The organism is Phycisphaerae bacterium (assembly GCA_024102815.1).
Lineage (GTDB): Bacteria > Planctomycetota > Phycisphaerae > UBA1845 > UBA1845 > JAGFJJ01.
Genome location: JAGFJJ010000033.1, coordinates 1 through 20,840 on the forward strand (window position 1 = coordinate 1; position 20,840 = coordinate 20,840).

Annotated in this window: 15 protein-coding genes; 7 read left to right on the top strand and 8 right to left on the bottom strand. The window is 59.1% G+C overall.

Features of this window, described 5'->3' with window-relative positions; all coding sequences use genetic code 11:
* The 5 genes from J5J06_09005 to J5J06_09025 all read left to right on the top strand — a co-directional run.
* Positions 1–650, top strand: a 650-nt coding sequence (locus J5J06_09005) for a hypothetical protein (GenBank protein MCO6437210.1), incomplete at its 5' end; no start/stop codon positions are given.
* Positions 651–1,766: 1,116 nt separating this feature from the next.
* Complete coding sequence (locus J5J06_09010; GenBank protein MCO6437211.1) at positions 1,767–3,629, top strand: sigma 54-interacting transcriptional regulator; 1,863 nt, start codon at positions 1,767–1,769, stop codon at positions 3,627–3,629.
* A gap of 312 nt (positions 3,630–3,941) precedes the next feature.
* The gene (locus J5J06_09015) at positions 3,942–4,811 is read left to right on the top strand and encodes a hypothetical protein (GenBank protein ID MCO6437212.1); all 870 of its coding nucleotides are present in this window, start codon (positions 3,942–3,944) and stop codon (positions 4,809–4,811) included.
* 91 nt (positions 4,812–4,902) lie between these two features.
* Entirely contained in the window at positions 4,903–5,955 is a 1,053-nt protein-coding gene (locus tag J5J06_09020; protein ID MCO6437213.1) for a hypothetical protein, read from the top strand.
* A gap of 158 nt (positions 5,956–6,113) precedes the next feature.
* On the top strand, positions 6,114–9,527 hold the full coding sequence (locus J5J06_09025) for a PKD domain-containing protein (protein MCO6437214.1): 3,414 nt from the start codon (positions 6,114–6,116) through the stop codon (positions 9,525–9,527).
* 204 nt (positions 9,528–9,731) lie between these two features.
* Here J5J06_09025 and J5J06_09030 read toward each other — a convergent pair whose 3' ends face one another.
* From J5J06_09030 to J5J06_09065, 8 genes are all read right to left on the bottom strand, one after another.
* Positions 9,732–11,213, bottom strand: a complete 1,482-nt coding sequence (locus J5J06_09030; GenBank protein MCO6437215.1) for a hydroxylamine oxidoreductase — start codon at positions 11,211–11,213, stop codon at positions 9,732–9,734.
* The gene (gene nrfD / locus J5J06_09035; GenBank protein MCO6437216.1) at positions 11,203–12,462 is read right to left on the bottom strand and encodes a polysulfide reductase NrfD; all 1,260 of its coding nucleotides are present in this window, start codon (positions 12,460–12,462) and stop codon (positions 11,203–11,205) included. The genes J5J06_09030 and nrfD overlap by 11 nt, the downstream gene beginning before the upstream one ends.
* The gene (locus J5J06_09040) at positions 12,459–13,475 is read right to left on the bottom strand and encodes a 4Fe-4S dicluster domain-containing protein (protein ID MCO6437217.1); all 1,017 of its coding nucleotides are present in this window, start codon (positions 13,473–13,475) and stop codon (positions 12,459–12,461) included. Before J5J06_09040 ends, nrfD begins: the two co-directional genes overlap by 4 nt.
* A complete protein-coding gene (locus J5J06_09045; GenBank protein ID MCO6437218.1) occupies positions 13,472–14,206 on the bottom strand; it encodes a hypothetical protein in 735 nt (244 codons plus the stop codon). The genes J5J06_09040 and J5J06_09045 overlap by 4 nt, the downstream gene beginning before the upstream one ends.
* Before the next feature lie 138 nt (positions 14,207–14,344).
* Complete coding sequence (locus tag J5J06_09050; GenBank protein ID MCO6437219.1) at positions 14,345–14,536, bottom strand: hypothetical protein; 192 nt, start codon at positions 14,534–14,536, stop codon at positions 14,345–14,347.
* Between the two features lie 27 nt (positions 14,537–14,563).
* Entirely contained in the window at positions 14,564–15,868 is a 1,305-nt protein-coding gene (locus J5J06_09055; GenBank protein ID MCO6437220.1) for an alginate export family protein, read from the bottom strand.
* 239 nt (positions 15,869–16,107) lie between these two features.
* Positions 16,108–16,713, bottom strand: coding sequence for a hemerythrin domain-containing protein (locus J5J06_09060; GenBank protein MCO6437221.1), 606 nt, complete (start codon positions 16,711–16,713; stop codon positions 16,108–16,110).
* 289 nt (positions 16,714–17,002) lie between these two features.
* Positions 17,003–17,425: an Rrf2 family transcriptional regulator gene (locus J5J06_09065; protein ID MCO6437222.1), complete on the bottom strand. Its 423-nt coding sequence runs from the start codon at positions 17,423–17,425 to the stop codon at positions 17,003–17,005.
* Positions 17,426–17,747: 322 nt separating this feature from the next.
* Here J5J06_09065 and ric point away from each other — a divergent pair, with 322 nt between their 5' ends.
* Together ric and J5J06_09075 are read left to right on the top strand one after the other, a co-directional pair.
* The gene (gene ric, locus J5J06_09070) at positions 17,748–18,488 is read left to right on the top strand and encodes an iron-sulfur cluster repair di-iron protein (protein ID MCO6437223.1); all 741 of its coding nucleotides are present in this window, start codon (positions 17,748–17,750) and stop codon (positions 18,486–18,488) included.
* Positions 18,489–18,500: 12 nt separating this feature from the next.
* Positions 18,501–20,795, top strand: a complete 2,295-nt coding sequence (locus J5J06_09075) for a nitric-oxide reductase large subunit (GenBank protein ID MCO6437224.1) — start codon at positions 18,501–18,503, stop codon at positions 20,793–20,795.
* Positions 20,796–20,840: the final 45 nt, after the last annotated feature.

Sequence of the window (20,840 nt, forward strand, 5' to 3'; positions counted from 1 at the left end):
AGGAGCTGGAGAAGCTCGTCGTGTCAGGGCGGCTTCGCCACGGGGGCAACCCGGTTCTCCGTTGGATGGCCGCCAACGTGGCGGTCGAGCTCGACGCCGCCGGGAACATCAAGCCATCCAAGAAGAATGCACCGAATGCGCCGACAGGACTTGAACGCCTTCATGGCCCGGTAATGTCGTTTGATCTGCCAGGTACGCTGCAAGCAGGGAGCCTTGGCGCTGGATTGACGGCCGCAGGGCCCCTCAGGGACACTGGGCCTTCCGAAATACTCATCGTTGCACCCGCCTTGTGGGTTGATCGTATTGGCGGCAATGACCGAACTTTACAGCGACCACAGCCAGTTGCGGGCGCCGCAATATCTTGTGGCGCGCATGCGAAACTGGTAAATTGGGTAATGCCTTCGGGGCTGAGTGCTGGGCAGGAGAGGCGATTACGTTTCAAATCGGCGCGCCGATGCTCCGGCATGGGCCTTGCTTTGGTCATAGGGATGCGGACATTCTCGATCGTGGGGACAACGGAGAGGGGAGATGAGACCGAGTCTTTTTCGCTCATTGGCGTTCGCTGCCTTAGCACTTCCGTGTGCGGCAAATGCCGAGCTTCTTTGCTGGTCCAACGACAGGGACGGCAAAATCGAATGCGCCAATCCTGACGGTTCGGAGAGGTTTGATCTCGCCTGGGGTCTTGGCAAATCGCAGGGGCTGGCGGTGGATAACGCCGGATTGGTTGTTTTCTGGTCGGAGCACGACGCGGATCACGTGATGAGCAGCCCCTTGTCGGTTGGTGCTCCCAAGACGCTCGTGGCCCAGCTTCCGGTCGGATCCGGACTCCGAGGGATGGCCGTTGCCCCATCCATAGGCAAAGTGTATTGGGTTGCCGAAACAGCTGCGAAGATTCAACGGGCCAACTTGGACGGAACCGGACTCGAAGACCTGGCGATTCCGACAGGCACTTTTTTTGACGTCGAGATTGATGAATCGGCGGGGAAGCTCTACTGGACGAACGGGACTCAGATCTGGCGGGGCGAACTGGACGGAACTTCCGCGTCCCCAATCATCAGCGGCACCTCCGAACCCTATTATCTGGCGTTGGATCTGGCCGGTGGCAAAATCTATTGGACGGATTTCGCCGCCAACGAAATCGGGAGGGCCAACCTCGACGGATCCGATCACGAGGTTCCTGCCCCGATCAACGGGCTCTTGGACCGCCCGCTGGGCATCGCGTTTAATCCGGCAGACCAGAAGGTCTATTGGACGCTGGACGGCGGCGACATCCAGCGGGCAAACGTGGACGGCACCGGCTTGGAGACGATTCTCCAGAATGCGCTTGGTACCTGGGACGTGGCGATCATTCCGGGACTTGCGGGTTCGGGCGTGATTCCTGCTTCCTCCGAATGGGGGCTCGCGATCTTAGGGCTGATCATCCTTGTAGCTGGTACGCTCATGACACTTCCGCTGGACCCCCGAGTGCCCGATAGAAGAATGGGCAGCGCGTCGGCATGATCGCTGCTCGGGGCGACAGTTCACGTTCGGGGCGCCCCAAAGTGTCGTTACTTGGCGACTTGAGGACTTCATCCTTGGCGGAGCCTCCTTCCACCGATCTCTCTCCTGCCCTGTTGAGCCTTGTCCGAGCATGCTGCGAAGAAGTTCGGATTTCGGAGTTGGCGCGCCGAGTAGCGTGTGTACTCGGTACCCATACCTCTTGCTGTGCGGCCGGTCTTGCCGTCTTTGATGAAGAGCGGGGCGAGGTACGGAGGTTCACGGCACAATTGGATACCAGGCGAACTTCCTCATTTTCCCTTGACGACGTAGATATTGTGGAGCTATCCGTCGACGCAGGCGAAACGGAGGCGGCCGGCCTTTCCGAGGGCCTTGAGGAGTTCTCGCTGTCAAAGGCCGGCGATCAGGCGCATTCCGGCGTTGAATCCTATCCGCTATTCGGCGGCAGCTTCTTTGTCAGCGTTCCCATTCGCATGAAGGACCAACTGTTGGGAATGGTCTATGCATCCTCCAACGAGGACGAATGCCTTTGCTTAACAGGACCCCTGCGAGACGTTGGCCAGGTCATTACACCGATACTCTACAATTGTCTTATTCATGAGCGATTTGCCCGCGGGGATCAGCGGCGTGATTGTCTCCTTGAGTTAGCTGGTGTCATTAGCTCGTCGCTGGATCTCAAGAGGGTGCTCGGGGCGGCCCTTCGGGTCGTGGGGGGGCTAGAAGGCCATCGCGCCAGCGCCATCTGCCTATTGAACAATGGGAATAGGACATTCCGTACTTTCAGTCAGTCGAGAGCACAAAGGCCAATTCCCGAACTGGAGCCAACAATTCACCGGCTTGACGATACGCCAATTGGATGGCTACTGGAGCATGGCAAGACGTACGAGTCACCCGAACTGACCACGGACGTCCCTTTCGCCTGGGACTCTGACCTTCATAAACAAGGCGTCCGCCGCTACTTGGCCGTTCCACTCGTCGCCCGCGGCCGGATTCTGGGAGCGTTTCTTTTCGGCAGGGACGACCCGCGTCCGTGGAGGAAGGTCGAGCACTGGATGTACGAGAACATTGCGCTCCAGTTGGCCTTGGCGATCGACAATATCACAAAGCACGAGGAACTTCGGCAATGGAGCGGACAACTTGAGAGCCAGAACGCGTACCTGCGGGAAGAAATCGACGTCGAACGCGGATTCCGCGAGCTGATCGGCACTTCCCCTGCGATGGAATCTCTCCGCAAGGACGTACAGCGTGTGGCCCCGACGGACGCGTCGGTCCTCATTACCGGCGAGACCGGGGCGGGCAAGGAGATGATTGCCCGGATGATCCATCAGCTGAGCGATCGGGCCACACTGCCGCTTATCAAGGTGAATTGCCCGAGCATCCCGGAGACGATGTTCGAAAGCGAGTTGTTTGGCCACGAGCGAGGAGCGTTCACATCGGCCGTCGAAAAGCGAATTGGTCGATTCGAACTGGCGGAAAACGGCACGATTTTCCTCGACGAAATCGGCGAGCTTTCGCTGGCCGTGCAATCCAAACTCCTCCGCGTGCTCCAGGACGGCGAATTTGAACGTGTGGGGGGCAGCAAGACGTTGAAGTCGAACGCCCGAGTCATCGCCGCGACCAACCGCGAACTGTCGCGCGCGATTGAGGAGGGACGGTTCCGATCAGACTTGTATTACCGGCTAAACGTGTTTCCAATCCACGTTCCCCCTCTCCGTGAGCGTCGAGGGGACATACCGTCACTGGTGACCGCCTTTGCAGAGGAATTCTCAAGGAAATCCGGCAAGCCGTTCATGCGCGTGGACGACTCCTGTCTGCGCGATCTCCAGCAACTCAATTGGCCCGGCAACGTTAGAGAGCTCAGACATGTCGTGGAGCGAGCAGTGATCCTTTCGGATAATCCCGTGCTCACAATCGAGTATGGGGCATCCGATGCTGACACACCAGACGGTCAAGCAGGAATTCAGTCACGGCTTGACGAGGTCCAGGCGGCAGAAATCCGTCGCGTGCTCAACGATTGCAGATGGGTCGTAGAGGGACCTCGCGGAGCAGCATGTGCACTTGGCATCAAGCCATCGACGCTTCGATTCCGCATGAATCGGCTCGGCATCGAGCGACCGCAAGACGGCTCCTAATCCCACAGCGTTTTCCCGGCGCCGATTGTGGCGCGCCGCAACATGTCGTGGCCGACGCAAGTAAGCGCGACACCAAGCACGGCATTCAATCTCGACATAACCCCTCTGAAAGCGCCAGAATGCGGTTTTCGTCTGATTCGTCCCCGAGCGGAGAGATTGGCACAGCTGTTGCCCTTACGGAGACATGAGGATCCTCGGCCGGGTCGGACGAGGATGATTTGTTCGGGCATTCAACCGAGTAAGGAGCAAGCGATGTCAATCACGCGTGTATTGATGGGAACGGCCTTTTTGTTGGCGGGGAGTCAAAATCTGATGGCGGACTCGCAATGCGACAGCGATTGCGACGCCGCCGCGGCTTCGCAGTACGAAGCCTGCCTGGCCGACCTTGGTCCGAATCCAACGGAGGCGGAACGAGAATTCTGCCGCGATGAGGCCCGTGCTCTGCGGGACCAGTGTCGGGACGGTTGCCCCGATGACCATCCGGAAGACGGCGAAGATTGCCGCGACGATTGCGAAGCGGCCGCCACCGTCATCTTTGAGGCCTGTGTCGCCAGTCTCGGCGAGAATCCGACGAACGACGAAATCGATGTTTGCGAAGATGAAGCCCGTGTGGCCCGGGACGCTTGTTCTGCGACCTGTCCGATGAACTGCGAAGAGCAATGCGGTGTCGACGCAATGGTCGTTTACAACGACTGCCTGGCCGCACTCGGAGGCGATCCGACGGATGCGGAGGAGGACGCCTGCAAAGCGGAGGCTCGGGCGTTCCGCAGCGCATGCCGCGCGACCTGTCCGCTGCCCTGCCACGAGCAGTGTGGCAAGGAAGCCGACGCGCTCTACGATGCCTGCATAGCTTCATTTGGCGGCAACCCGACGCCGGAGGAAGAGGCCATGTGCGATGACGAAGCCCGCGCGTATCGGGACACCTGCCGGGCTGCTTGTCCGCCGGAGCCCGTGGATCCCGATGAGTGCCGCGACCTGTGCGAGGCCGACGCAACGGTGGCCTTCGAGGAATGCGTCGCCCTGCTCGGCCCCAATCCAACGAACGACGAAATCGATGCTTGCGAAGCCGACGCTCGCGCGTTGAGGGATGCCTGCAGTGCAAACTGCGGCGCCGCAATGTCTACGGCTCCTTTCGGGTACGATGGCGGCAAGCACTACCGGGCGAAGGGCACACGCCACTAGGTCAATGAAATCCCTTTCCAAGACGGATCGTCGGGAGCGGCGCGGCCGTGTCGCCACCGACGACCGTCGCATTTAGCTTCAGGAGGGTGACGTGATCAATCAACAGGGTACTTCGCGACGCAACTCTCTTCGCTGCTCCGCCTTGGTCTGTCTAATAGCCGTTGGGGCAACCGGCTTTGCGTTTCCGGACTCGGTGGCCCAGGCGCAGCCGTCCATTTTCTGGGGCCAGACATTCGAGGACCGCATCTCCAAAGCGGGAGCCGGCGGTCTGAGTCCAACGCCAATCGTGTCGTTCCCACAAGCGGATGATGTCGTCGATATCGCGGTCGATGAAGCGGCGGCGAAAATCTATTGGGCCCAGATTTTCGAGGACCGCATTCTAAGGGCTGATCTGGATGGATCAAACGTCGAGATTCTGGTTTCTTTTCCGGATGCCGACGGCATTACCGCATTGGCTCTGGATCCCGCGGCCGGACACCTCTATTGGGCGCAGACGTTCAACGATCGAATCATGCGGTCCAACCTCAACGGTTCGAACCCTGTCGTGATTCTCGAATCCCCGGACGTTGCCGATGTCTTGGCGTTGAACATCGACGCGACCGGCGGGAAACTCTACTGGGGTGAAGGTTTCGACGACAGAATACGAAGGGCAAACCTAGACGGGTCGGTAATACAGGAGATAGTCGGTTTCCCGAACGTCAGCGGACTTGTCGACATCAGTATCGATCCGGCAGGACAACAGGTCTACTGGGCTCAGACATTTAATGACCGGATTCGCCGAACGAATTTTGCCGGCACGTCCATTGCGACGATACTTGAGACACCCGACACGAATTTGGTTGTAGCCGTCGAATATTCGCCGACATTGGGCAAACTGTATTGGACGCAAAACTCGGATGACTCAATTCGACGCGCCAATCCGGACGGTTCCAGCCCCGAGGAACTGTTGAGTTTTCCCACAGTAAATCAACCCGTAGCGCTCTTGGTGGCGTCGCCGAGCAGCGGACCGCAAACGATTCCGGCGGCCTCCACCTGGGGCATGCTCGCCTTGCTCCTGACCGTAATGGCAGGAGGAACGGCGGTCCTCATCAGTTCGTCGGGAAGGGGCCAACAAGTCGGGACATCCTTCCGGCGACACGAGTGATTCGACGGTTCGTGTGTTCGCCTTTGATGGCAATCGCCGGTAAGTCTCAAGACCTCCGGGCCGATTGGGACTCGATCTCACTGGAGCCATGATCTGGCGAACTCGGAAGGATGCAGCACGTCAATTCCGCGAAACAGTACGTCCTCAAGGAGAATTCCGTGAAAGTCGTAGTGCTACTTCTGACGGTGCTGTGTCCGCTGCTCCCGTCGCAAGCACAATTGAGTCTACTCCCTGGAGACGGAGACGTTTCGGCAGCAGCAGGAGATCAGGCATCGCCAGCAATCTCGCGTGGCGGCGATACGACGCTCGTTGTCTGGTCTGACAATCGAGCCAATCCATACGGAGTTTTCGCCTGGTCCGTGTACGAGACGTCGCGGGATATCTATGGCGTACGCCTGGACGTGAACGGGAACACGATCGACCCTGTTCCTTTTGCAGTCGTAGATGCCCCTGCGAACCAAACCTTCCCCAAGATCGCCTGGAACGGCCAGGTTTGGCTTGTCGTTTATCAAAGCGTGGACCAGGGGGGAACGGGTTACTATCAGGACTCACTCGAGGCGGTTCGAGTTTCGGCCGGGGGCGAGGTGCTTGACGCGAAACCGATTAAGCTCTTTGGTTTGATTCCTTCCGGTTCCAGCTACTGGGCCGTGGCCTCCGATGGAAACAACTGGACGGTGGTAAATCAGAACACGCCCACCAGCGCGGACATCGTTGCAGTACGCGTCTCCCCCTCCGGCGTCGTTCTTGATCCGCCGACTCACGTCTTGGTGTCAGGGACATACTATCAGCGGTCGAACCTCCATCTCGCCTACGCCGGCGGCGTCTTCGCACTTACGTACGACGACAATTACGTCAACGGGACCAACACGACCAAACTTGTTCGATTCGACAGCAATCTCAACCTATTGGGCGCTGATCCGCAGCCGCTGCTTGATGTTCCACTTGCCGGCTTGGCAAGCAACGGCAATAGCTTCTATCTTGTCTGGGATCGTCAGGAACCGGATTTCTCCGTTCATGTCGCCGGCTCGCGCCTTGGCCTTGACGGGGCCAAGCTAGAAGGAAACGGCGTGAACATATCGGGTACGAAGCAACCCGGGTACGGCTCTTCAACCGCAGTCGCGTGGGATGGCGCAAATTGGCGCGTTACCTGGAGTGACTCCCCGGTACTCTGGACGGCGCGCGTCAATGCATCGGGTCAAGTGTTGGATCCTGGAAGTGTGATTGTGGCCGGCCCACGAACTGGCCCGACCGCGGGAGATGGAGTCGGCGGGTTGCGTGTCGTTTGGACGGAGTTGGCGGACAACAACCAAGACATTCTCACGGCCAGCGTATCACCCGGCAATGTCGCCGGCCCCAGCCAAGTACTTTCCATTGGCGCGCCGCTGCAGCTGCGGTCCGATGTCGCCGCCGGCGGCGACGGCTACATGCTCGTCTTTCGAAGCAGTTCCAGCAGCGCTGTACGCATCCTCGCGCAGCCCCTCGATGCCGCGGGAAGTCCGGTTTCCAGCGAGCCGATCCAGCTCGACGTTGGTTCGTATCTGAATGGTCCCGGCTCTCCGAATGTAGCATGGAATGGAACTCTCTACCTCGTCACTTGGGGCACACCTAGTGGAATTGTGGCTCAACGCCTATCTGAGACAGGTACGAAGATAGACGCATCACCTTTCGTGGTGATGAGCGGATGCCTCGGACCCGCGGACGTCGCAGGGCTGGGCGACGATTTTCTCATCACGGGGCGTCAGCTTGGAATCAACGTCCAGTTCATTTTTCCGGTGGCAGCCCGCGTCAGCGGCCGCGGCAACATCCTCGACCCAATACCAACGGTACTTGGCCATTCCTTCCTGCGAACGGCTCCGGCAGTTGTGGCCTTGGGGAATCGATGGCTTGTTGGGTGGCATCGCAACGCGACTCACGACGATGCGTTTGCCGTGAGCATGGGAGCATTCGTAGATGCGGCAGGCACACCGACTCCCGAGTTCTTGATTCACCCGGGATTCTCGACTGCCGGCGGGAACGGCATATTCGAGGTTGGTCTGGGTTCAAGCGGTGAGGCAGCTATCTTCGTGCAATCACAGGAGCTTTCGAGTGGCGTGGAGAATGACCTATTAGCGCACATCATCCAAGCCGATGGCACGGTGGGTCCTCAGATCAGCCTGACGCCTTGGTCAGGCAATCAATACCGTCCCCGTGTTGCGTGGGATGGCACGAACTTTGTCGTCGCCTTCCAGGACCAGCGCAATCGCTTGGCCGTCAACTCACTCGAGCAACTTGACGCGCGCAGCGACCTTTTTGCCATGCGAGTAACGCCGTCCGGCGGAATTGTCGATCCACGAGGATTCGTTTTTAGCACAAATCCGACATCTGAAACCGATCCTAGCGTCACCGCATCCGATGGCGTCACGCTCATCGCCGGGTCCCTAGTGATAAGCGAAGAGGCCTTTGCCGGCTACCGAGTGGGGTACGACTCATTCCCGAGCGATGGCCCAGTCGCGGTCATACAGCCAAGTACCCTGAGTGGGGATGTACCGCTGGCGGTGAACTTTGATTCCAACGGTTCAACGGGTATCTCCTATTATTGGAAATTCGGGGATGGAGGTATTTCCGATGCCCCAAATCCGCTGCACGTTTTTTACGCTCCAGGCGACTATCTCGTGACACTGACCGTTGCCGACGCACTAGGCAGCCAGACCGTCCAGGCCCAGATGATTAATGCGACGAGTCCCAACCAAGTTCCGGTCGCCGTTGCTACGGCTGACCGTTACGCCGGTAATGCCCCGTTGAATGTCGTATTTTCAGCCCGCGGCTCGTACGATCCAGATGGCGTCATTGGCAACGTTGAGTGGCTGTTCAGCGACGGGGGACATGCTTACGGCGCGACCGCATATCGCACATTCACGACGACCGAGCTCAAGACGGTGACCTTGAAATGCTACGACGCCCGTGGCGGCATCGGAATCACAGAGATTACGATTAACGTCGGAGGCACAAACCTGCCTCCAGTTGCTCAAGCGAGCGCCGCGCCAACCAATGGAAGCGCTCCTCTGGTGGTACAATTCAGCAGCAATGGATCTTACGATCTTGACGGCAATATTGTGTCCTATTCCTGGGATTTCGGGGATGTGTTCGGTGCCAGATCAAGTCAGCCTGATCCCGTTCACGTTTACAAGTACGCTGGTACATACACGGCAAGATTAACCGTAACCGATGACAACAACGTCAGCAGCAGCTCGACCGTCTCGATCACGGTAGTGCCGCTGCAAATACCGTTGGTGCTTTGCTCTGACATTTCGCTGTCGGCAAAGAGCCGGGGAGGTATTGTCAGGGTAACCGGCGTTCTGAAGGTGGTGGACCAAGATCTCAAGGGTGTCAGCCGGGCAACGATCACAGCGCGCTGGACGATGCCCGACGGCCGCACCCAGATGAGAACGGTTGTTTCGGATCGGCGTGGTAATGCAAGGCTTACGAACTTCGGAGGGCACGGAACCTATACATTGACCGTCGTGAATATTACGAGTGCCGGCCACTTCTTTGATCCTTCGGTCAGCGTATTGAGCGCGAGCGTTTCAGGGTAGCGCGGTGCAATGGACGTCTGATCCGCCATCCTGAGCACGTTCGCCATAACTCGGCCTCCAACGCACCACGCGTTGGAGCACCTGAAAGGCGAACCTCCGTCCGCTCAACATGGCTGGTTTTGAAGTGACCCGAGGTGGCCGGCTTTGAGTGACCGCTGACAGTCAGCACGAGGCTCGTGTCCCTGCCAGCGGTTTCCGTTCGGTCTATTGCCCATACCGCTTCTTGAACTCCTCGCGCTGCTGATCGCGACGAGCCCGCTCCGCCGGGTCCATTTCGTTGATGTACCAACGGTGATTTCCGGAATCGAGAACCTCCTGGAGCTTTCTCTGAAGTTTGTTGGCTGCCGCTATCTTGGCCGGATCCTCGGACGTGAGGCCTTGATGAACCAACTCTTCCAAGGCCGGTATGTATTCGGAGTAGAAGTGTTTCGCAACTTCGTACGTGCCATGCCAGTGCGTGTAGTCCGGACCCATCATCGAGGCGCCATGCCGAGCACGGCGCCCTTCGTGGTGCCAGATCTCAAACCAGATGAAGTCCAGTTCATTAGAGAACTGGACGGCCCTGAGGAGCGGCTGTGCAAGCTTATACAACTCTAAGCCCGGTCGGGCAAACTTGTCATGATAGAGCTCAACCAAGCCATCATATTGGGTATAGAAGTTGTTGACCCATTGGTCCTCGTGGCAGTTTCGACAGACGTTCTTCATATTGTTGCGGCGTGTTTCCCAGTTGATCTCAGCTCCAGGCAGGCCCATTTTCTTGTCGGAAACTTCGGGACGGACAGAAATCTCCGGCCGATTGTTCCAGCTGATGCGCAGCCCCACATCGTGCGTGATCGGCAGCCCCGCAATCGCTGGCCGATCCTTCGTGGCTTGACGAGTGGGCGTCGCACTCATATGGCAGGTTGCACAGGTGGGCGCGTGATGATAGTCCTCGCCGACGACCCATTTCGGCGAATCGAGATTCAACCGGTCGATGTTGGCGCGGAACGCGATACCGTGCTTCGATTCGTAGTAGATTTCCATCTGGGGGTGATCCGGTCCCATGTGGCACTTACCGCAATTATCCGGATGCCGGGCTTGCTCGCTGGAGAACGCATGGCGGCTGTGGCACGCGGCGCAGGAGCCTTCCGATCCGTCAGGGTTGATCCGGCCGATTCCGGTGTTCGGCCACGTTGCGGGATCCAGCTTTCCGCCGGGTAGTACCTTTACCTCTGTTCCGTGGCATTGCCAGCAGCCGCTGACCGCTGCAGCGCTCACACCATGTTGAAAACTCGGAGTTATGAATCCCTGATTTCCCTCAACCACCTCTGCCAGCACATTGTCCAGAGAACCGAGAATGCGAGCACCCTTGGAATGATGGGAGTCAGCAAACTCTTTGGCTTCTTGCACGTGGCAGCGGGCGCAGTCCTTGGGCGAAACGATGGTGGCGATCCAACGCCCTTCGTGCTTGAAGGCGTCGGCCTCGCCTTCCTCGGCGGCATGGCATTCGTAGCAGCCGATGTGGGCCCGGAAGTGCTTGCTGGATCCCCACTGTTGATATATGCTGGGGTTCTCGGTCTTGTGACAACTGGAGCACTCCCGGCTTTCTGGAGAGAGCTCCGGCAGCCCCCAGGTCTGAGCATCGACAGAGCGGCCCCAAGCCAAGCCCAACACGACCAAGAACAAGAAACAACTGCTACGATACATGAATCGACTCCTTGAAGTCAGCAGAATTCCCAGGCGTCGTGGACTCGCCGTAAAGGGCCGCGTACGAGATGTCGCCGGCCAGAACCGGCACAGAGATCCGCACGAAAATCGTGTACAGCAAGAGCCCGAACGCCCAAATGCCAATGCAAATGAAAATCTCGTGGAGCGTCGGCGCATATTCCACGATCTCGCCCAGGGGCGTGGGTACGAAGGCAGGAACGATGAGGCCCATGCCCTTCTCCACCCAAATGCCGATGATGGACAGGACGCAGGCGAGATTCAGCACGCCTAGGCCGCGGGACGCGGGGAGTATCAGGATGGCCAGGGCAAGCAAGTTCATGCCTACGGCCGTCCAGATCCACGGGACCAACGAGCTATAGCCGTGCAGGCCGAAGTACAGGTACCGCGCGGACGCAATATGCGCGGAATCGGCGTAAAATTCGGTAAAGAGCTCGCAACCGAGCAGGAAGATGTTTATGAGCATCGCCACTTGAACGATGCGACGGAGAGTGAGCAATGCCTCGTCGCTCACCTGATGATTGGTGTATCTTCGGACGATTTGCAGCGTGAGGATGATAAACGCCGGCCCCGCTGCAAATGCGCTTGCCAGGAAACGCGGGGCGATAATGGCTGAATTCCAGAACGGTCGGCCCCCGAGCCCTACATACAGGAAAGCCGTGACCGTGTGTATGCTGACCGCCCAGACAATGGCAATAAATACGAAAGGAATGTAAAAGGCTTTCGACGGAGGCCGGCGAAGATACGCGCAATAGAGAAGGTATCCGCAAATGTGCAGATTCAGAAGCAGGTAGCCGTTGAGCGCGATGACGTCCCACGTCAACATGGAGATCGGGAAATTGAATCGCCGGAAAAGGTGCAGCACACGGTCCGGCCGCCCCAGATCTACGGTGACGAACAGAAGGCACATGATAATGACGGCGACAGCGAGTAGCTCGCCGAAAATCACCACGTCGTGCAGATGCATATTGCGATAGATATAGACGGGGATAACCAGCATGGCCGCCGCGGCGGCGAGTCCCACCAGATAGGTGAAGTTGGCGATATAGAGCCCCCAGGAGACCTGATCCGACATCCCCGTCGTGATCAAGCCATGGACCAGTTGGTCGCAGTAGGCATGCAGTCCAAGCAGAGCCAGCAGAGTCAGCACCGTCATCCACAGGTGGTAGCGCCATCCCCCGACGAAACTGAGTCGCACACACTGCCAAAGGAAGGTCACGTACCGAGTCATGTGCCACCTTCCCGCGGGTTCTGCGTTACGGGGTCGTGAAATCGGCCACCGCGCTCGTCGAAGTAATAAAAGAACCTGGGCAGGGTGCCGACCTCCTGCTTGAGCACGAAAATCCGCTTGTGTCGCAGGATGTAGCCCACTTCGCTATTGGGATCGAGTACGTTGCCGAACTTGCGGGACCCTGTCGGGCAAACCTCGACACATGCTGGCATTCGGCCCTCTCGAACGCGGTGCAGGCAGAAGGTGCACTTCTCCATGACGCCCTTGCGACGGGGGCGGTTGGAGAGGTAAGCCATGTTTGGATTCAGTTCCTCAGTCGGCAAATTTGGTTCGGCGAAGTTGAAGCGACGGGCCCAATAAGGGCAAGCCGCTTCGCAATAACGACAGCCGATGCACCAGTCGTAGTCTATGACCGTGATGCCATCGGGCTCCTGCCAGGTAGCTTCGACCGGACACACCTTGACGCACGGCGGGTTCTTGCACTGATGACACTGCACGGGCATGTAGAAGCTGGCGTGGTCGGGAACGGTCGGCGGGTCGTAGTGGTGCTCGGCCTTCTCCACGTCGATCGTGCCCTTGGGCATCTTTAGCACGCGGATGTACTGGATCTCCGGCGAGCGCGACTGATTGTTTTCCTTCACGCAGGCGTGGACGCAGCGGCGGCAGCCGATACACCGGCTGATGCTCAAGCCGTAGACATATTCGACACCTTGAAGGGGTTGGGGATCGTCGATCTTCACGTCGACGTCATGCCGCGCCTCGACTTCCCGCGCAACGCGTTCAAGCACGGCCGCCTTGTCCTCCGGCGTCATCTCCTTGTAGTGCTTCTGGAAGAATCGCTCGATGGAAGGGAGATCATCGGTGTCTAACTGTCGAAGCGGGGAGACAGCAGCGACTAAGGCCGCGGTCCCGGCGGCTCCGGCCGCACTTTTGCGGAGGAAGCCGCGCCGAGTGAGCTGCGGACCCGCGGACGGGACGCCTTGTAGATCAGACCGGCGAGGCGAGTCGGTCACGGCTTTGCCTCCGCGTGATTAGTTGCTGGGGCGATTGCCCCGCCGTTTCGCAGGACTGGCGGCTCCGCGGGCATGCCCACCAAGAGCGGGTCGAAGGTGAAGTCGTGTTCCTCCTCCAGATAACGTACATCCCGCAGAAACTGGGGAGGTGGAGCCGGCGGCAGGGGCTTGAAAGTCGGCGCATGCGGGTCGTGGCACTCGACGCACTTGCGCCGGATCAATGGTCCAAGGCTGGTGTTCCAATAGCCGTTCGTTCGGCCATGTGAGCCATGGAGCCAGTCACGATAAACAGGGCCGTGGCACTTGGCACAGAGCCGCTGCGGTTGATCGTAAGGGATGGTCTCGGTGCCGTCGCCGGCGAATACGTTGCGGTTTTCCGGGTTATGGCAATTGAAGCAGCGCGTGTTGATGCCGTGGGCGAGCGCGATTTCCGTGTGCTGGGTCAGTCGGCGATCGGTTTCTGCAGGCGAGAGGATGTGCCGGTGGCAGTCGTTGCAGCGATACATATAGCCTCCGACGGAATAGGAGGGCTCGAGTTTGGGTCGGCGAATCGGCGTTGTGGACACCATTGACGCCGGAACGACTACTGCGGGCGGCGGAGCAACTGGGGCGGGCAGCGGGCGCAGAAGAAAGGTGATCGCCGCGGCAAGGAATGCCAAGGGTACCAGAACAGCCCGCGCGCGGTCGGCCGCCTTTAGCTGATCAATTGATCCCGTCCGTGATGGATTCATGGCTTCGCGCCCAATCTACGAGCGAGAGAAGCGTAGGGCACTTTGCGCCGCCGTGCCTTGACCTGGATCAAGCGGCTACGGATTCTCCGGTAGAATCGGCATGCATCGTATCCGTACCGTCGGCCGATTCCGTGCCAGTCAGTCCACACCGAAGAAGCCGTTCACCACGTCCGTCACAACCACACTGAAGATACCGGTCAGGGCCGTGGTGGCCCCTCGGGCGGACTGCTCCAATACGGTATCGAGCGTGCAACTATTGATCTGCAAAATGGTTGTGCCGCATGCCAGACCCAGAACGGCCCTGCGCATCAGTCTTTGCCATTGCTTCATGGATCGTAACTCCCGAGGATTCGCCGATCAGAATCGGAACCGGTACTGCACATAGAATAGGTCCGCGTCCTCGCGCGGACCTGTGTCGCTAATGAACTTGCCGGACCAGAAGTGGGAATAGCCGAAGAGCACGGACGAGTGGACGTTTGGCTGCCAGTCGACGGTCAGGTCGAGTTCCTGACCGACACGACGGCCGCTTTCGCCGCTTCGGTCGCGGCGTAGGGCCCGCCCGCCGGCATCGTAGAGTGCGTCTTCGTCCTCGCTGAGTCTGAATACATGGTACGCAGCTGAGGTTTTCACCTTCTTCTCCACCGGCCAGGCGGAGACGTTGACGTTGATCGCGGTGATGTTCTGCCGCCCCACAAGGTCGATATATCCGAAGTACTTATGACCCAAGGGGAATAGCTGATCAAAGGTCTGGACCTGACTGTCGCGCGGATCGTCGTCGCCGCTGGCCCAGTCGAATCCTGCGCCGACGCGTGGCTTCCAGGCGGATTCCGATAATGTATACCCACCGTCGAGGGCCACGCTGTAGGCCTGGATGGTGTCGCCCGCCCATTTGCCCCACTGCCCGGCGACCTCGGTCTCGTAGTCCCATCCTACCTGCTTGCCCCAGAAGCGAGAGCCGAGCGTGTAACGGTGCTCCTCGCCGCGCCGTCCATTTACGTTGACCGTTGCCGAATTCTTGTCTGTGTAGAAGCAGTACGCGTCCAAGCCGTGATTCTTCCAACCGGTGTACGTAAAGTAGCTTCCGTAGAAATCGAAATCCTCGTTCCAGCTGTCGGCGCGAACACGGTCAACGATCACGGGGCGAGCGAACCATGCATCGAGCTGCCAGTCATTGACCTTCCAGATGAGCTTCGCGGCGTCAAATCGCCGGCGGACGTTCGCCCAATCGAGCGGAGAAATCAGCCTTTGATTGCCATAGGACAGCTCCTGGCGACCCAGGCGGAACGTAAGCGGCACCGATCCCCCGAGGATGCGGGCATCGAAGAACGCCTGATGAACATCCCACTGATTCTCATCGATCGCCCGTTTGGCCAGATTGCGCTCTTCGTCGAAGGCCGTCACCCCCTGGACAAACACGCGAAAAAGGTCGCGGTAGTGCAAGTCCGCGTGTAGAAAATAGCGGTGCAGCAGGAACGTATCCTGGGCCGGCTCAGTCGCGCCGAAGGCCTTGTTGGTTTCCGCTTCGAGTCGCATGCGGAACTCGCCCCCAAGCGTCAGGTGCCAGTTGTCAGCTAGCTCGATGTACTTGATGGGGTCGAAGTAGTCCTCGCGATACGATCCGGATTCAGCCCCAAGGTAGCTGAAATCCTCATCGTAGCGCAAATCCAGGTACTTCGGCCCTGCTTTCGCAGGGGGCGATGTCGGTGGGGGCGGATTCTCCGCTGCTTGCTTGGAGCGTGGAACCGCATGGGCATCTTGCCCGGCCGCACCGGACGGGAGCTGCGAATTAGCGTCCGACTCGCGTGATGTCCCGGCACCGGTGCAAACGAGCCCAAGCACAATGGCCGGCCATCGGAGGAGATTCGCCCGTTTCACAACAAGTCCTTTCGCCGAACGAGTTGTCAAGTCTCGCTCGGACGCCCTTCGGTTCCAGGAAACGACTTCGCACCCACACTTTGACTCTCGATGCTCTTCGCCATCGCCAGCTCGGCGGACAAGTCACGCTCGGCGTTCAAGGCATTCTCAGCGCCGAGCATCCGCTTGTGCAAGGCTATGCTCTCTTCTCCCGTCAGCAATTGGTCCGCCATGACGAACAGGACCTGGTTCTCCTTGGCGATGTGATTCCTGATCAACTCCACGTAGGCCTCAAGCTCTGCGCGAAGCTCCGGCCAAACCTGCGCGTCACCGGTTTTCAAGCGTTCAAGAAGGCCCTGCGCCGTGCGAATGTGTCCCCGCGCCAAGCAGTGTTCATGCAACATGCAAGCAATCGGGCCCATGTCATGAGGAAGACCCCGGGCCTCCATCGCAGGGAATAGGTGCGACTCCTCCTTGGCGTGATGGCGGCAATCAGCAAATCGCGTGAGAAACTGGAGAGATTCGTCCAGTAAGCTCAAAGGGAATTCGTCAGGGGTTTCGTGCCTGCTGAGCATGATCGACAAGGCGCCGACGACTCTCTCGATGACCTCATGCTCTCGGACCAGAAGTTGCGTCGCCGCCGACAGGCTCATTGTCACCTCGCTGATTTGCGTGTGGACCATCGACCAGCGTGGCCGCCATTACAGAGTTGAGACGATTACCACCTATCGGATGGAGTCGCCTTGATCCAGATCAAGTGAACCCTGTCAGACGGTCTCAGAATGCTCGCCCAGCGCGGGGCCGGGCGACGATATCAAATGGTCCAGGGATCATGACTGTTGCCTCGGTCGGGTGGATTCGGCCATCTGGATCCAAGGGAGGTGGTCGAGCGACGGATCCTTGGCAGTCAAGCCGGCCTCATCTGGGCGCAGGCCAGCGTCATCATGCGGATTCACAGAGCGCTCTAACGGGCGTCGTCTCGGCGACGATCTCGGCAATGGTTGTCTCGCCGTACGCACGTTCCACCATCTCAGCGACCTGGTCGAGACGACGGTGCAGGGGGCAGAGCGTGTGATTGTGAGACTCAAGCCCGAGTGGACACCGCCGAATGCGTTCCACGACGTCAACGGCGTTCACGACCTCGAGGACAGAGATCTGCTCTGCTGGCCGCGTGAGACGAAATCCCCCGGTGCGGCCAGGGTTTGACTGTACCAGCCCAGCGCGTGCCAGGGTTTGGAGTACCTTTGACATGTACCCGGGCGGCACATGGGTGCGCCGGGCGATTTTAGCCGTCCCCACCGTCGATTCGCCTTGACTTGCAAGCCAGACGATGGCTCTCAATGCGTACTCGGCACTTTGACACATTGTCACTGTCGCTTCTCCTGCATGACGCAGCCGTAGGTTCGACAGCAGGGCTTCCACCTGCAAGGGAAGTCAAAACTTCAACCTTGACATCCAGTTTATTCTCGATATGCTTCGTAAGTCAACCTGGACGTCCAGGTTTATATACGGTGCTTGACGACCACTCGAGTCGACGGAGGAGCCACGTATGCCTGGGATGAATGCACTATCTTCGTTACTCCTTGCCGTTTCATTACTTACGAGCTTTTCTGGGTGTCATTCTTCATCGACGTATTCCGGGGCCGACCACGTCTCTTGTCCCAAGACAGCGGAAAGGAACTCAGCCATGACGGAGATCTCCCCACATATGGCGGTCGGGCAGCTGGTCGTCGAGCGTCCAAGCCGGGCCCGCATTCTTGAGCAATTTGGCATCGATTACTGCTGTGGTGGCCAACAGACCCTCGGCGAGGCCTGCGCTGCGCAGCGAATCGATACACAGGAGGTGGTCTCCGCCTTGCGTGAGGCAGACCTGGAACCCGTCGCGACGGAAGAGACGGATTGGGCGGCCGCGTCACTCGACGAACTGATCGCCAACATCCTGAACGAGCATCACGCATACTTGCGGCGCGAGTTGCCGCGCCTGTCAGGACTCACCGCCAAGGTGCATTCGGTTCACGGCCAGCGGCATCCGGAGCTCGCCGAGGTCCGTCAAACGTACGATGCCCTTCGCGCTGAACTCGAGGCGCACTTGATGAAGGAGGAGCAGATTCTGTTCCCCCTGATTCGGGCGATGGAGTCATTCCAAACGTTGGAAGCGGTTCATTGTGGCTCCGTGCAGAACCCGATCCGGGCCATGGAACACGAGCACAATTCTGCCGGCGCGGCACTCGCACAGATGCGCAAACTCACGGGCGATTTCACGCCGCCGGGCGATGGCTGCAACACCTACCGGGCGATGCTGGATGGACTGGCAGGCCTCGAGGCGGATCTCCATCGGCACATCCACAAGGAAAACAACATTCTGTTTCCACGCGCAACGGAGCTGGAGGCAACCATGGCGCAAGCGAGATCCGCCGGAAACGGCTGATGGGAGGAATTGATGTCCAATCGGAATCTGTGGTTTGCGTTGATTGTCGTCATCGGTGGCTCATTCGCGGTCCTGGGCTATTACGGCAAGGAGATCTACCGCCAGGCCCCGCCCGTACCCGAACGCGTCGTTACCACCGGTGGAAGTGTGCTGTTCACGGGACAGGATATTCGTGACGGACAAAATGTATGGCAATCAATGGGTGGACAAGAAATCGGCAGTGTCTGGGGCCACGGTTCATATGTGGCGCCCGACTGGTCGGCGGACTGGTTGCACCGGGAATGCGACTGGTTGCTCGACAGGTGGGCTCAGAAGGAGCACGGTTCGCCATTCGCCGAACTGCAAGACGAACAGCAAGCAGGGCTGCAAGCTCGTCTGAGAGATGAATTGCGGAGCAACACGTACGCCGACGACACCGGAGATATCGTTGTCTCTCCGGATCGCGCGCTCGCGATTAAGGCTGTCGGCGACCACTACGCCGCATTGTTTGGTGGCGACCCGGATTTGAGCAGTCTCCGGAATGCTTACGCGATTCCAGCCAATACGATCAAAGACCCGGAGCGTCAGGCGAAGCTTAACGCGTTCTTCTTTTGGGCGTCGTGGGCGTGTTCGACCAACCGTCCTGGAAGCGATGTTACCTATACAAACAACTGGCCGGCCGAGCGCCTGATCGGCAACCGTCCGACGGGGCCGATTGTCGTCTGGTCGGTGGTGAGCTTCGTACTGCTGCTTGCGGGCATCGCCGCGCTGGCATGGTACTTCGCTGTGCAGAAGCACAAGGAGGAGCCAGAGAATGTCGTACCGGGTCGTGATCCCTTGCTTGCGCTCCATCCCACGCCATCAATGAAGGCTACATTGAAGTACTTCTGGGTGGTGGCGGCACTAATTGTTGCGCAGGTCGGACTCGGAGCAGTGACCGCTCACTATGGCGTGGAAGGCGAGGGATTCTATGGGATCCCACTGGCCAAATGGCTGCCATACTCGGTCACACGTACATGGCATACCCAGCTCGGCATCTTCTGGATCGCAACGGCATGGCTGGCCACCGGGCTTTTCATGGCACCGGCGGTCTCTGGGTACGAACCTAAGTTCCAGCGACTGGGCGTGAACGTTCTTTGGGTGTGTCTGTTGATCATCGTCGCCGGCTCCATGTTCGGCCAATGGCTCGGCGTGCAGCAGAGGCTCGGTCTCGAGGCCAACTTCTGGTTTGGCCATCAAGGCTACGAGTACGTCGATCTCGGCCGATTCTGGCAGATCTTCCTGCTGGCGGGGCTGTTCATCTGGCTGGCGCTGATGGGCCGGGCGATGTGGCCGGCACTGCGCAAGCCAGGTGAGAATCGTGGCCTGCTGGGATTGTTCTTTGTCGCATCGTCAGCGATCGCGCTGTTCTATGCCGCCGGACTGATGTGGGGCCGCCAGACCAACCTGGCCATTGCCGAGTATTGGCGCTGGTGGGTCGTGCACTTGTGGGTCGAAGGTTTCTTCGAGGTGTTCGCCACAGTGGCGATCGCGTTCCTGTTCACGCGCATGGGACTGCTACGGGTCGCGACGGCTACCACCGCGGTGCTTTTCAGCACGGTGATCTTCCTCTCGGGCGGCATCATCGGCACGTTTCACCACCTCTACTTCACCGGCACACCAACCGCAATCCTCGCGCTCGGCGCGACGTTTAGCGCACTCGAAGTGGTACCGCTCGTGCTCATCGGATTCGAGGCGTACGAGAACCTCACACTCAGCCGATCGAAACCGTGGGTCGGCGCGTACAAGTGGCCGATCTATTTCTTCGTCGCAGTCGCGTTCTGGAATCTAGTCGGCGCCGGGTTGTTCGGTTTCCTGATCAACCCGCCGATCGCGCTGTATTATATGCAGGGATTGAATACCACGCCGGTCCACGGCCATACGGCTCTCTTCGGCGTGTACGGCATGCTCGGGATCGGGTTCATGCTCTTTTGCCTTCGAGGGTTGACCGTTCACCGGAAGTGGCGCACGGGCGCGGTCGCGTTCGCCTTCTGGGCGATCAACGTCGGCCTGGCATTGATGGTGCTGATCAGCGTACTACCGGTGGGACTGCTCCAAACATGGGCGAGTGTTGAGCACGGCATGTGGTACGCCCGATCCGCGGAATTCCTGCAGGCCCCACCCATGGACACGCTTCGTTGGCTGCGCGTGATCGGGGACAGCATTTTCGCTCTTGGCGTTGTGGCGTTGGGCTGGTTTGTGCTGGGGCTGAAGTCGGGCTGGTCGCTGGCGGACGAACCTGTGCCCGCCTTGGTCGACGAGCGCTTGGCAGCCCCGGAAGGCGCCTGACGATCGCTGTCTGGGAGAAGGCCATAAAGACAATAAGGGACGATA

Excerpts from the sequence above, each read along its gene's own strand:
- J5J06_09050 (MCO6437219.1), bottom strand. The coding sequence starts at position 14,536 with ATGAAGCAATGGCAAAGACTGATGCGCAGGGCCGTTCTGGGTCTGGCA.
- J5J06_09015 (MCO6437212.1), top strand. The coding sequence starts at position 3,942 with ATGGCGGACTCGCAATGCGACAGCGATTGCGACGCCGCCGCGGCTTCG.
- J5J06_09045 (MCO6437218.1), bottom strand. The coding sequence starts at position 14,206 with ATGAATCCATCACGGACGGGATCAATTGATCAGCTAAAGGCGGCCGAC.
- J5J06_09060 (MCO6437221.1), bottom strand. The coding sequence starts at position 16,713 with ATGAGCCTGTCGGCGGCGACGCAACTTCTGGTCCGAGAGCATGAGGTC.
- J5J06_09075 (MCO6437224.1), top strand. The coding sequence starts at position 18,501 with ATGTCCAATCGGAATCTGTGGTTTGCGTTGATTGTCGTCATCGGTGGC.
- J5J06_09030 (MCO6437215.1), bottom strand. The coding sequence starts at position 11,213 with ATGTATCGTAGCAGTTGTTTCTTGTTCTTGGTCGTGTTGGGCTTGGCT.
- ric (MCO6437223.1), top strand. The coding sequence starts at position 17,748 with ATGACGGAGATCTCCCCACATATGGCGGTCGGGCAGCTGGTCGTCGAG.
- J5J06_09065 (MCO6437222.1), bottom strand. The coding sequence starts at position 17,425 with ATGTGTCAAAGTGCCGAGTACGCATTGAGAGCCATCGTCTGGCTTGCA.
- nrfD (MCO6437216.1), bottom strand. The coding sequence starts at position 12,462 with ATGACTCGGTACGTGACCTTCCTTTGGCAGTGTGTGCGACTCAGTTTC.